At 68.3% G+C, this 12,866-nt stretch carries 10 protein-coding genes; 3 read left to right on the top strand and 7 right to left on the bottom strand.

Going from position 1 to position 12,866, the window contains the following annotated elements; all coding sequences use genetic code 11:
• Positions 1 to 40: 40 nt before the first annotated feature.
• The 4 genes from acnA to dut form a co-directional block, all read right to left on the bottom strand.
• Positions 41 to 2,872 carry an aconitate hydratase AcnA gene (acnA, locus tag ACTHM3_RS08450; protein ID WP_440405655.1) on the bottom strand — a complete coding sequence of 944 codons (2,832 nt, stop codon included), beginning with the start codon at positions 2,870 to 2,872 and terminating at the stop codon, positions 41 to 43.
• A gap of 112 nt (positions 2,873 to 2,984) precedes the next feature.
• Positions 2,985 to 3,752, bottom strand: a complete 768-nt coding sequence (locus tag ACTHM3_RS08445; RefSeq protein ID WP_440405654.1) for a DUF3159 domain-containing protein — start codon at positions 3,750 to 3,752, stop codon at positions 2,985 to 2,987.
• Between the two features lie 2 nt (positions 3,753 to 3,754).
• The gene (locus ACTHM3_RS08440) at positions 3,755 to 4,357 is read right to left on the bottom strand and encodes a DUF3710 domain-containing protein (protein WP_440293366.1); all 603 of its coding nucleotides are present in this window, start codon (positions 4,355 to 4,357) and stop codon (positions 3,755 to 3,757) included.
• Positions 4,354 to 4,812 (bottom strand): dUTP diphosphatase, encoded by a 459-nt coding sequence (dut, locus tag ACTHM3_RS08435; protein ID WP_440298856.1) that lies wholly within the window; start codon positions 4,810 to 4,812, stop codon positions 4,354 to 4,356. The genes ACTHM3_RS08440 and dut overlap by 4 nt, the downstream gene beginning before the upstream one ends.
• Before the next feature lie 38 nt (positions 4,813 to 4,850).
• On the opposite strand from dut, the gene ACTHM3_RS08430 reads away from it, so the two are divergent.
• Entirely contained in the window at positions 4,851 to 5,318 is a 468-nt protein-coding gene (locus ACTHM3_RS08430) for a DUF3093 domain-containing protein (protein WP_440293368.1), read from the top strand.
• Positions 5,319 to 5,325: 7 nt separating this feature from the next.
• On the opposite strand, the gene ACTHM3_RS08425 is transcribed toward ACTHM3_RS08430, so the two are convergent.
• Complete coding sequence (locus ACTHM3_RS08425; protein WP_146322659.1) at positions 5,326 to 5,619, bottom strand: DUF4193 domain-containing protein; 294 nt, start codon at positions 5,617 to 5,619, stop codon at positions 5,326 to 5,328.
• A gap of 108 nt (positions 5,620 to 5,727) precedes the next feature.
• Between ACTHM3_RS08425 and sepH the strand changes: the two genes are divergently transcribed.
• The gene (gene sepH, locus ACTHM3_RS08420; RefSeq protein WP_440405653.1) at positions 5,728 to 6,900 is read left to right on the top strand and encodes a septation protein SepH; all 1,173 of its coding nucleotides are present in this window, start codon (positions 5,728 to 5,730) and stop codon (positions 6,898 to 6,900) included.
• Positions 6,901 to 6,904: 4 nt separating this feature from the next.
• On the opposite strand, the gene ACTHM3_RS08415 is transcribed toward sepH, so the two are convergent.
• On the bottom strand, positions 6,905 to 8,041 hold the full coding sequence (locus ACTHM3_RS08415; RefSeq protein WP_440405747.1) for an alkaline phosphatase family protein: 1,137 nt from the start codon (positions 8,039 to 8,041) through the stop codon (positions 6,905 to 6,907).
• Between the two features lie 97 nt (positions 8,042 to 8,138).
• Between ACTHM3_RS08415 and ACTHM3_RS08410 the strand changes: the two genes are divergently transcribed.
• On the top strand, positions 8,139 to 10,631 hold the full coding sequence (locus ACTHM3_RS08410; protein WP_440405652.1) for a DNA gyrase/topoisomerase IV subunit A: 2,493 nt from the start codon (positions 8,139 to 8,141) through the stop codon (positions 10,629 to 10,631).
• Between the two features lie 9 nt (positions 10,632 to 10,640).
• On the opposite strand, the gene ACTHM3_RS08405 is transcribed toward ACTHM3_RS08410, so the two are convergent.
• Positions 10,641 to 12,725: a DNA gyrase/topoisomerase IV subunit B gene (locus tag ACTHM3_RS08405; RefSeq protein ID WP_440405651.1), complete on the bottom strand. Its 2,085-nt coding sequence runs from the start codon at positions 12,723 to 12,725 to the stop codon at positions 10,641 to 10,643.
• Positions 12,726 to 12,866 lie beyond the last annotated feature (141 nt).

Genomic DNA, 12,866 nt, shown 5'->3' with positions numbered 1-12,866 from the left:
CGGCGGGCGGGCGCCGGAGCGCCGCCCGCCGACACGGGGATCAGACCAGGCTGCGGAGCACGTACTGCAGGATGCCGCCGTTGCGGTAGTAGTCGGCCTCACCGGGGGTGTCGATCCGGACCACCGCGTCGAACTCCACGGTCTCCTTGCCGGCCGGCGAGTGCTCGCTCGGCTTCGCGGTGACGTGGACCGTCTTCGGCGTCGTGCCGGTGTTCAGCTCCTCGATGCCCGAGATCGACACGACCTCGGTGCCGTCGAGGCCCAGGTCGTTCGCGGTCGTCCCGGCCGGGAACTGCAGCGGGACGACGCCCATCCCGATGAGGTTCGAGCGGTGGATGCGCTCGAAGCTCTCCGCGATGACCGCCTTCACCCCGAGCAGGTTGGTGCCCTTCGCCGCCCAGTCGCGGCTCGAGCCCGAGCCGTACTCCTTGCCCGCGAAGATCACGAGCGGGGTGCCGGCCGCCTGGTAGTTCATCGAGGCGTCGTAGATGAACGCCTGCGGGCCGTCGGCCTGGGTGAAGTCGCGGGTGTAGCCGCCCTCGACGCCGTTCAACAGCTGGTTCTTCAGCCGGATGTTCGCGAACGTGCCGCGGATCATCACCTCGTGGTTGCCGCGGCGCGAGCCGTAGGAGTTGAAGTCCTTGCGGTCGACGCCGTGCTCCTGCAGGTACTTCCCCGCCGGGCTGTCGGCCTTGATCGAGCCGGCCGGCGAGATGTGGTCGGTCGTGACGGAGTCGCCCAGCTTGGCGAGCACGCGCGCGCCCGCGATGTCGGAGACGGGGGTCGTCTCGAGCGTCATGCCCTCGAAGTACGGGGGCTTGCGCACGTAGGTCGACTGCGCGTCCCACTCGAAGACCTCGCTGTCCGGGGTCGGGAGCGAGCGCCAGCGCTCGTCGCCGTCGAAGACCGCGCCGTACTCCTTCGTGAACATCTCGGTGGAGATCGACGAGTCGATGGTCTTCTGGACCTCGTCCGCATCCGGCCAGATGTCCTTCAGGTAGACGTCGTTGCCGTCCGAGTCCTGGCCGAGCGGGTCGTTCTCGAAGTCGAAGTTCATCGATCCGGCGAGGGCGTAGGCGATGACGAGCGGCGGCGACGCGAGGTAGTTCATCTTCACGTCGGGGCTGATCCGGCCCTCGAAGTTGCGGTTGCCCGAGAGCACCGCGGTCACCGCGAGGTCGTTGTCATTGACCGCCGCCGACACCTCGTCGATGAGCGGACCGGTGTTGCCGATGCAGACCGTGCAGCCGTAGCCGACGGTGTAGAAGCCGAGCTTCTCGAGCTCCTCGGTGAGACCGGCCTTCTGGTAGTAGTCGGTGACGACCTTGGATCCCGGCGCCAGGGTGGTCTTGACCCAGGGCTTCGACGTCAGTCCCTTGCGGTTCGCGTTGCGCGCGAGCAGCCCGGCTGCGAGCATGACGCTCGGGTTGGAGGTGTTGGTGCAGCTCGTGATCGCGGCGACCGCGACGGCGCCGTGGTCGAGCGTGTACTCGGTGCCGTCCTTCAGCGTCACGGGCGTCGGCTTGGACGCCGCCTTCGGCGCCGCGCTCACGTGGTGGTGGGAGTGCGCGTGAGCCGAGTCCTCGTCCTGGGCGGTGAACCCGACCGGGTCGGAGGCCGGGAAGGTGCCCTCGATCGCCGCGTCGACGGCGGAGAGGTCGGAGTCGGCGTAGTCGACGAGGTCCTTCTCGAACTGCGACTTCGCGGCGGAGAGCTCGACGCGGTCCTGCGGGCGCTTCGGGCCGGCGATCGACGGGACGACCGTGGAGAGGTCGAGCTCGAGGTACTCCGAGTAGCTCGCCTCGTTCGCGGCGTCGTGCCAGAGCCCCTGCGCCTTCGAGTACGCCTCGACGAGCGCGATCTGCTCCTCGCTGCGACCGGTCTGGCGCAGGTAGTCGAGCGTGACCTGGTCGATGGGGAACATCGCGGCGGTGGAGCCGAACTCCGGGCTCATGTTGCCGATGGTGGCGCGGTTGGCGAGCGGGACCTCGGCGACGCCCTCGCCGTAGAACTCGACGAACTTGCCGACCACGCCGTGCTTGCGCAGCATCTGGGTGATGGTGAGGACGACGTCCGTCGCGGTCACGCCGGTCGGGATCGCGCCCGAGAGCTTGAAGCCGACGACCTTGGGGATGAGCATCGAGACCGGCTGGCCGAGCATGGCCGCCTCCGCCTCGATGCCGCCGACGCCCCAGCCGAGGACGCCGAGCCCGTTGACCATCGTGGTGTGCGAGTCGGTGCCGACGAGCGTGTCGGGATAGGCCGTGAGCTCGCCGTCGACATCACGCGTGAACGTGACGCGGGCCAGGTACTCGATGTTGACCTGGTGGACGATGCCGGTGCCGGGCGGCACGACCTTGAAGTCCTGGAACGCGGTCTGGCCCCAGCGGAGGAACTGGTAGCGCTCGCCGTTGCGCTCGTACTCGATCTCGACGTTGCGTTCGAGGGCGTTCTCGGTGCCGAACAGGTCGGCGATGACGGAGTGGTCGATGACGAGCTCGGCGGGGGCGAGCGGGTTGATCTTCTTCGGGTCGCCGCCCAGGGCGCCGACCGCCTCGCGCATGGTCGCGAGGTCGACGATGCAGGGGACGCCGGTGAAGTCCTGCATGACGACGCGCGCCGGGGTGAATTGGATCTCGGTGTCCGGCTCGGCGGTCGGCTGCCAGGCACCGAGGGCCTCGATCTGCGCCTTCGTGACGTTCGCGCCGTCCTCTGTGCGCAGCAGGTTCTCCAGAAGGACCTTGAGGCTGAACGGGAGCTTCTCGTAGCCGGGAACGGCCTCGATCTTGAAGATCTCGTAGTCCGTCGAATCCACCGTGATGGTGTCTCGTGCTCCAAAGCTGTTCGGTGCGGAAACGCTGTCGGCTGTCACGCTGCCCTCTCCTTCGTCGGCAGAAATTTATCTTGATGTCGAGATAACTCTAACACCCGCTCGAACGCGGATGCGGGGCCCATCGGGCCCCGAACGGCTCGCGCCTGATGGCTCACTCGTCGGATTCCTGCGCCGACTTCGGCGGGTAGACGGCACGTGCAACGAGCCAGGACACGAGCACCAGCGTCGCGTACAGCGGAACGCCCATGAGCAGCTTGGTGAACCCGAGGGCGACCGTCAGACCGGCGAAGTAGAGCGGCAGCTGCACGGCGAGGCGTGCGGCGAAGAGGGCGAGCCAGCACGCGGTGAGAACCTGCATGACGCGGCGCTTGCTCGCGCTCGCCCGCCAGGCGACGCCGTCGCCCATGAGGTAGCCGATGACGAGCCCGAGCAGCGGCCATCCCACGAGCATGGAGACGAGCATCGCCGCCCCGTATCCGGCGTCGATGAAGAAGCCGAGCAGGAAGTTGTTCGCGGCGTTGCCCGTGATCAGCGCGAGGATGGCGGACGCGGCCACCCCGATCAGCCCGGCGACCGCCTGCGTCACCTGGGTCTTCGTGAAGATGCGGATCAGGGTGAAGACGACGGCGACGAGCACGGATGCGCCGAGGGAGACGGGCATGGCCAGCTGCTGGGCCCACGGCTCGTGGACGCTCGTGAGCACCGTGAACGGCACCAGGAACAGGAGCCCGGGAAGGATGGTCTCGCACAGCCCTCGCGCTCCGCCCATCGCATCGAATAGGGCGCGCCCGGTCGGAGCGTCCCCTCCGGCGATGGCACCGATCCCCCCGCCGCTCGCCGCCTGGGCGATCGCCTTGCCGAGACCGGCAGCAGCGGTCTCTTCGCCCCGTTCGGCGTCGGACTCGTCGCGTTCGGCCACGATCACGCGTCGGTCGGCGTTGCCGGCATCCGCAGGGGGATCAGATCGCGCGGCGGCATCGGCTGATTTCCGCGCACGACGACCACGCTGCGGAACAGGTCTTCGATGTCGGCGGCTGCGGTCGGGTCGATCGCTGCATCGCCGGCGATCACGCCACGGAGGAACCATCTCGGCCCGTCGACACCGATGAACCGCGCGATGCGCGTCTCCCCCGGAACGCCGGGCTGGGCGACCGGGATCTCTGCCACGAGCTCCGGTCCGAACACGCCGTCGCGCTCGCTGGTGCGCCCGCCCTGGTGCTGGATCTGGTCGGCGATCTGCGCCCGGATCTCGTGCCACAGCCCGCTGGACCTGGGTGCGGCGAACGGCTGCACCTGCAGCGTCGAACCGGCGAAGTCGAGGCCGACGGCCACCACTCTTCCGGTCTCCTCCTCGACCTCCAGCCGCAGCTGCAGGCCCTCGCGCGGCAGAACCTTGACACCGCCGAGGTCGATGTACGGGCGAACCGGGTTGGCCTCGCTGTCGTCGAACGGACCCTCGATCTCGCGGTCTTCGGGCGCCGACTTCTCCCACTCTTCTGGGGCGATGTCGCCTGTGTCGCTCACGCGTTCTCTCCTGACTGAAGTGCGGTGTATCCGGTGGAGCCGAATCCGTTCGCCCCGCGCACGCTCTCCGGCAGCTCGTCAACGCTGATGAACGTCGCACGAGTCACCGGCATCACCACGAGCTGGGCGATGCGATCGCCGGGAGCGATCGTGTAGGCCGCGTCGGCATCCGTATTGAGCAGCGTGACGCGGATCTCGCCGCGGTAGCCGGCATCCACCGTCCCGGGTGCGTTCACGATCGTGATGCCGTGCCGTGCGGCGAGACCGCTGCGGGGAACCACGAAAGCGGCGTAGCCGTCCGGTAGCGCGATCGCGACCCCGGTGCCCACCGTCGCCCGTTCTCCGGGGTTCAGCGTGATGGCATCCGTGGAGCACAGATCGGCTCCTGCGTCGTCGTGGTGCGCGTACCTTGGGGGCTCCAGCGCCGTTGTCAGCACGTCGACGGATTCGATCACGTGTCGAGGGTAGTGCAGAACTCTGGTCGAATAGACGTATGACCGTGTACCGAGAGCGGCTCTGGGCCGCCCCCTGGCTTTTCGTCGCGACGGCGCTCGTGATCCCCGCCAGCATCATCGTGTTCGCGCCGATCAACATGACCGTCGGAATCGTCTGCGCCGTGCTGCTCTACGCGGGATGCGTGGCCGGCCTGATCGCCGGATCGCCGACCATCGAGGTGACGACCGGGGAGCTGAAGGCGGGGCGCGCGCACATCGAGCGCCGCTACCTCGGCGCGGCGGAGACGTTCGAGGGCACCGAGGCGACCATGCAGCGCGGGCGGCTGCTGGACGCCCGTGCCTGGTTGCTCATCCGCGGCTGGGTGAGCGGAGTGGTACGCGTCCCGATCCTCGACGAGGACGACCCCGCGCCCTATTGGCTGCTCTCCACCAGGCGCCCGAACGAGCTCGCACGGGCGCTCAACGACAGAGCCGGCGACAATCTGCCGCCGGCTCCTCATTCTTGATGAAGTCTCAGGCCGCGCACTCCACGCAGATCGGCCCCAGCTTCGTCTCGTGATCGATCTGCGAGCGGTGCTTCACCAGGAAGCAGCTCACGCAGGTGAACTCGTCGGCCTGCGGGGGCAGGACGACGACGTCGAGATCGATGTCGGAGAGGTCTGCTCCGGGAAGCTCGAAACCGCCTGGATTGTCGGCATCGTCGACGTCGACCACCCCGGACATCTTGTCGGGAACCCGCTCTTTGAGGGCCTCGATCGACTCGGAGTCGTCGTCGGTCTTCCGCGGCGCGTCGTAATCGGTTGCCATTCCCATCCACTTCTTGTTCATGCGATCCGAAGAAATCGGCGGGCATAGTTTGCATCAGGCGCCCTGGAATAGCAAACGGGCCATTGCCGATTCTTTCGGCCTTCGGTTGTGCGCTCCGATCAACTCGCGGCGCGCCCCGGTTATTCCCCGGAAATGCCGCCATTCCATGGCAGGGTTGCCTCGAACGCAACGAGGTCGAAAGAGGCGTTTCGCATGCAGGATTTGAAGGTCATCGGGATCGAGAACGGCGCTCTGCTCGCCGCGAACGACAGCGGTGAGCGATTCCGCATCGCCATCGACGAGATGCTGCAGTCGCGGCTGCGTCAGATCAAGCCCGACCCCGTGACGGGTCCCAAGGTCTCGCCGCGGGAGATCCAGGCGCACATCCGCTCCGGACTGTCGGCGGAAGAGGTCGCGTCGCTGACCGGGGCGGCCATCGGCTACGTGGAGCGCTTCGAGGGCCCGATCGTGGCAGAGCGGGAGCACATCGTGACGTCCGCCCTGGCCGTCCCGGTGCGCACCGGCGCCGACATCGACCCGCTCAGCGAGGGCGACACGTTCGGCGCCGTCATCCGCGATCGTCTCGCCTCGGTCGGGGCGACGGGTGAGCGCTGGACGAGCTGGAAGGAACCGGAGGGCGGCTGGATCGTCAAGCTCACGTTCGTGGCCGACGACGTCGACCACGATGCGCGCTGGACCTTCGAGCCGCGCAAGATGGCCCTGGCTCCGTCGAATGCCGACGCGCACACCCTCTCGCAACAGGGAGAGCTGCAGACGGGCCTCATTCCTCGGTTGCGGGCCGTCTCGCCGGTGCTGCCGGTGCCGGACGAGTCCCGTTTCGACAGCGGCGCCTTCACCTTCGACGATGCGCCGGCTGCCGGAGCACGGCCTGAGCAGTCCGGGGGCAGAGAACAGTCCGCCACTCGAACGCCGCAGAACGTGAACAACGCCATCACCATCCAGGCGATCAAGCGCGCGGACGACGAGGAGCCGAGAGACGTCCACCAGACGGCTGACCTGCTCGAGGCACTGCGCAAGCGTCGCGGGGAGCGCGAAGCGGCCGGGCTGCGCGACTCTCAGCCGCAGGCGGTGGACATCCCGCTGGACACGTTCGACTCGACGGATGTCCCCGCTCTCGCCGAGCCGCCGGTCGCGCCCCTGCCGCAGGCATCCGATCGATCCGGAACCGGTCCGGTGCGCGGCGCGAAGCGGGGACGCAAGTCGATGCCCAGCTGGGACGAGATCGTCTTCGGCGCGCGCACCGACGACGACCTGGCGTAGACGCCTACTCGAAGGCGCCGAGCCGGATCAAGGGGACCTTCCGCTCCTCCGGGGCGAACGATCCGTGCTGGCCCACCATGCGGCGGCCTTTCGCGCCCTCCGGCGTCGAGTCGTAGTAGGCGATGCGTCCCCGTGCGGCGACCAGAACGTTGCCGATGCGCGGTGCGACATCGGCGTCAACGATCGGGCCGAACCATCCCGCGTCGATCGCCTCCGACCGGGTGGCGATCCAGGCCCGATGCTCCTCCGCTTCCCGCCAGGCGGCGGCCAGCGCCTGCTCCTCGGACTCCGGCGCATCCGGGCCGAGGTAGAGCTGCAGCAGCCTCGGGTCGCCGCCCACCCGTAGGACTCCGTCGGTCAGGCGGGGAACGGCGTCGTAGAGCACGTGCGATGTCTGGGGCACGTCGAGGATTCCGTGGTCGGCCGTGACGAACGCGCCCTCGCCGGCGCGCAGCGACCGGGCGAGCCGCGCCATCGCCGAGTCGAGTTCCTCCAGGGCGACGAGCCAGGCATCCGACTCCCAGCCGCTGGCGTGGGCAGCCACGTCCAGTTCGGGAACATAGAGGTACACCAAGCGCTTGCCGCCGCGATCGAAGAGATCGCGCACGACCTCCACGCGGCGTTCCATGCTGTCGGCGGCGACGTACTCGGCACCGCGGAGCACGGCGGCGGTGTACGAGGAGGAGCGGTAGCGCTCGGGCCCGACGGCGTATGAGGGGATGCCTTGGCGTGCCGACGCTTCGAACACGGTCTCGCAGCGCTGCCAGCTCTCGGGCGCGGGAGTCCGGTTCCATCCGCTGAGGTGGTTGAACGCACGACCGGTCGCTGGGTCGTACCCGCGGTAGCCGACGATGCCGTGCTCGCCGGGCATCCGTCCCGTGCACAGCGTGGCGATCGCCGCCGCTGTCGTCGTCGGCGAGCCGCTGTCGAGCGTCGATGCCCGGTTCAGCCGCGGACCGAGGAAGCGGGCGTGCCCCGAACGAGCCCGCAGGGACTGGGCTCCCAGCCCATCGACGAGCACGACGACGGCCCTGGCGACCTGCGGAATCGGGATGCTCGGACGCGCTCCCGAGATGCTGGACAGGCAACTGGTCAGAACGTCGGCAAGGCTCGTCGATGACGGGAATCCGGCCGGTAGCATTGAGCCCACCCGGCCAGTCTGGCAGACCCGCGCGGACTGGGATCCTCCCCGCCGGAGGCGTGTGAGTACCCGGTTTCCGCCCGCAGAGATTGCACGAATGAGCCCAGCAGACAACCGCAGATCACCTCGAACCGCCGCGGCGGAGAGCACCACCCCTGAGCGCATCGAAGACATCGACGTCTCCAGCGAGATGCAGAGCTCGTATCTGGAGTACGCGTACTCGGTGATCTACTCCAGGGCGCTCCCGGATGCCCGCGACGGTCTGAAGCCGGTGCAGCGCCGCATCCTGTACCAGATGAGCGAGATGGGGCTTCGGCCCGAGCGCGCTCACGTGAAGTCCGCCCGCGTAACCGGCGAGGTGATGGGCAAGCTGCACCCGCACGGAGATGCTGCGATCTACGACGCCCTCGTGCGCATGGCGCAGGACTTCACGCAGCGGCTGCCGCTGATCGACGGCCACGGGAACTTCGGATCCCTCGACGACGGGCCGGCCGCCGCCAGGTACACGGAGGTGCGGCTCGCACCAGCCGCGCTCACGATGACAGAGGGCATCGACGAGGACGAGGTCGACTTCGTCCCGAACTACGACAACCAGCTCATGCAGCCCGACGTGCTGCCGTCGGCCATCCCGAATCTGCTGGTCAACGGAGCCAGCGGCATCGCCGTCGGCATGGCGACCAACATGGCGCCGCACAACCTGGTGGAGGTCGTCGGCGCGGCGCGCCACCTGCTGGACAACCCGGACGCGTCGCTGGACGAGCTGATGGAGTTCGTGCCGGGGCCCGACCTGCCGGGCGGCGGCATCATCGTCGGTCTGGACGGGGTGAAGGATGCCTACGCCACCGGTCGGGGCACGTTCCGCACCCGGGCGAAGGTCTCGGTCGAGCCCATCACGGCACGCAAGACGGGACTCGTCGTCACCGAGCTGCCATACCTCGTCGGTCCCGAGAAGGTGATCGAGAAGATCAAGGACGGCGTGAACGCGAAGAAGCTCGCCGGCATCTCCGACGTCACCGACCTGAGCGACCGCAGTCGAGGACTTCGCCTCGTGATCGACATCAAGACCGGATTCAGTCCGCAGGCGGTGCTTGAGCAGCTCTATCGCTACACACCGTTGGAAGACGGCTTCTCGATCAACAACGTCGCTCTGGTCGACGGCAACCCGCGCACGCTCGGGCTCCGTGAACTGCTGCGGGTCTACCTCGACCACCGCATCGAGGTGGTGACCCGTCGCTCCCGATACCGGCTGGCTCGCAAGCGCGAGCGGCTGCACCTCGTGGAGGGCCTGCTCATCGCGATCCTCGACATCGACGAGGTCATCCAGGTCATCCGCACGAGCGACGACAGCGACCAGGCTCGCACCCGGCTCATGCAGGTGTTCGACCTCAGCCAGGTGCAGTCCGAGTACATCCTCGAGCTGCGCCTGCGCCGACTGACGAAGTTCTCGCGCATCGAGCTCGAGACCGAGCGCGACACGCTGCTGACCGAGATCGCCGAGCTGGAGGAGATCCTGGCGTCCGACGACCGAATCAAGGAGGTCGTCTCCAGAGAGCTGGGCGATGTGGCCGACCGGTTCGGCACGCCGCGGCGCACCATGCTCACCTCCGCCGCTCCCTCAAGGGCGACCGCCGGGACGAAGGCGCAGGCAGTGCTCGAGGTCGCCGACGTGCCGTGCCGCGTCTTCCTCTCCGCCACTGGGCGGCTCGTGCGTGTCGATCTTCCGCAGGATGCCGAGGGAACGGCACCGCGCATCACTCCCCCTTCCAGGCGCAGCAAGCACGACGCCGTGCTGTCGTCCGTCACGACGACGAGCCGTACTGAGATCGGCGCCGTCACGAACCGTGGCCGCATCGTGCGGTTCTCCCCCGTCGACCTTCCCGGGGTGCCGGCGAACTCGGTGCAGCTCGGGGCCGGCGTGCGGGCATCCGACTACATCGGCCTGACCGACCGAGGCGAACACGTCCTCGCCGTGGTCGCGGCGGACTCCGCCGTTCCACTCACGCTCGGCACGGCACAGGGTGTGGTGAAGCGTCTGATTCCCGGCGACTGGGCCAACAAGCCGGACTTCGAGGTGATCGCGCTCAAACCGGGCGACTCTGTCGTCGGTGCGGGCGAGGCGTCGGACTCCGACGAGCTCGTCTTCGTGACCACGGATGCCCAGCTGCTGCGGTTCGCCGCCTCCTCCGTTCGCCCGCAGGGGCGAGGCGCCGGCGGCATGGCCGGCATCAAGCTCGCCGGCGGCGCGACCGCGATCTCGTTCGACGTCGTGCCTGAGCAGGCCGCACAGGACGCCGTCGTCGTCACGATCGCGACGAGCGCCAGCACGCTGGCCGGCACCAATCCGGGAACCGGCAAGGTCTCGCCCTTCGCGGAGTTCCCTTCGAAAGGCAGGGCGACAGGCGGCGTGCGCGCCCAGCGCTTCCTCAAGGGCGAGGATCAGCTCGCGGTGGCGTGGGTCGGCGAGGCTCCCGCGCTGGCGGTATCGGGCGACGGGACTCCGCGAGCCCTGCCAGAGGCGGGTGCGAAGCGGGATGCGTCCGGCGCACCGCTCGACGCGGTGATCGGCGCGGTCGGCGCCTCCGTAGGCTGATCGGCGCCGTTACGCGTCGATGCGTTCCCGGCTCAGCTGGTCGCTGCTGGAGATGATGAACTCCTTGCGGGGCGCCACGTCATTGCCCATCAGCATCTCGAACACCTCGGCCGCCCGCTCCGCGTCATCCAGCCGTACCCGACGCAGCAGACGGTGCGTGCGGTCCATCGTGGTGGTCGCGAGCTGGTCGGCATCCATCTCGCCGAGGCCCTTGTAACGCTGCGGCGGCTCCTGCCAGCGCTTTCCCGCCTTCTTGAGGCCGGCGAGCACGGCGTGCAGCTCCTGGTCCGAGTACGTGTAGACGGTCTCGTTCGGCTTCGAACCCGGGTTCATCACGATGACGCGGTGCAGCGGCGGAACTGCGGCGAACACCCGGCCGGCCTCGATCATCGGCCGCATGTAGCGGAAGAACAAGGTGAGCAGCAGGGTGCGGATGTGCGCACCGTCGACATCCGCGTCGCTCATGATGATGACCTTGCCGTAGCGTGCGGCGTCGAGGTCGAAGGTGCGGCCGGATCCCGCTCCGATCACCTGGATGATCGACGCGCACTCCTGGTTGGAGAGCATGTCGGAGATCGAGGCCTTCTGCACGTTCAGGATCTTGCCCCGGATCGGCAACAGCGCCTGGTGCTCGCTGTCCCGTGCCCGGCGTGCCGTTCCGAGCGCCGAGTCGCCCTCGACGATGAACAGTTCGCTGTGCGCCACGTCGGTCGAGCGGCAGTCCACGAGCTTGGCCGGCAGGGAGGACGTCTCGAGGGCGTTCTTGCGTCGCTGCGTCTCCTTGTGCGCCCTGGCGGAGATGCGCGACTTCATCTCGGAGACGACCTTGTCGAGCAGCTGGGCGGACTGCGCTTTGTCATCGCGCTTGGGCGACGCGAAGCGGGCAGCGAGCCCGTCGCTCACCACCTTCGCCACGATGGCGCGTACCGCAGGCGTGCCCAGCACCTCCTTGGTCTGGCCCTCGAACTGCGGCTCCGGGAGTCGCACAGTGAGCACTCCGGTGAGGCCGGCGAGGATGTCGTCCTTCTCCAGTTTCTCCGTCGCCGTCACCTTCAGACGGCGCGCGTTCTGCTCGACCTGCTGCCGGAAGAACTTCATCAGACCCTGATCGAATCCGGCCTGGTGGCTTCCGCCCTTCGGCGTCGCGATGATGTTGACGAACGTGCGGAACACGGTGTCATACCCGGTGCCCCAGCGGAGGGCGACGTCGACCTCGCACTCGCGCTGCACCTCCGTCGGCAGCATCGCTCCGTGCTCGTTCAGCACGGGGACGGTCTCGGTGAACGTCCCCGAGCCGGCGAGACGCCAGGTGTCGGTGATCGCGGTGTCGGGCGCGAGGTAGTCCGCGAACTCGCTGATGCCGCCCTCGTACGTGAAGTCCGTGCGCTCGGGTGCCTCGGTGCGGGCATCCGTGATGCCGATCGTCAGGCCGGGGACCAGGAACGCCGTCTGGCGTGCTCTCCCCACCAGGTCGTCGACGCTGAACTCGACGTTCTTGCCGAAGATCTGCCGGTCGGCCCAGTAGCGGATGCGTGTGCCCGCGACGCCCTTCGCCACCTTGCCGACGACACGCAGCTCGCTGCGCGACTCGAACGGTGTGAATGGCGAGTTGGGGCTCGGGTCGCCGGAATCGGCGAACACGCCAGGCTCGACGCGGTGGAACGACATGGCCCAGGTCTTTCCGTCGCGATCCACCTCGACGTCGAGGCGCTCGGACAGCGCGTTGACCACGGACGCACCGACGCCGTGCAGGCCGCCTGACGACGAGTAGGACCCGGAGCCGAACTTGCCTCCGGCGTGCAGCTTGGTGAACACGACCTCGACGCCGGAGAGGCCTGTCTTCGGCTCGATGTCCACCGGGATGCCGCGTGCCTTGTCGCGCACTTCGACGCTCTCGTCTGGATGGAGGATCACCTCGATGTCGGAACCGTATCCGGCGAGGGCCTCGTCGACCGAGTTGTCGATGATCTCCCAGAGGCAGTGCATGAGGCCGCGGGCATCCGTCGAACCGATGTACATGCCGGGGCGTTTGCGTACGGCCTCCAGGCCTTCGAGCACCGAGAGGTGTCTGGCGGAGTAGTCGTTCGTCGCCACGGGGTCTCCAGATGTCGTGTCATGGCCGGGAACCACGGGAAAGGAGCCAGGCCATCGTTCAGGATATCGACCGCCCCCGCGCTCACCGGCGACCGACACCCAGCTGCGCCAGGTGCGTTGTCCACCGCCTACGCGCAGAGC

This window comes from Pseudolysinimonas sp., from assembly GCF_051954455.1.
In the GTDB taxonomy this organism is placed as follows: Bacteria; Actinomycetota; Actinomycetes; order Actinomycetales; family Microbacteriaceae; genus Pseudolysinimonas.
This window is presented reverse-complemented; position numbering and strand designations above follow the sequence as displayed.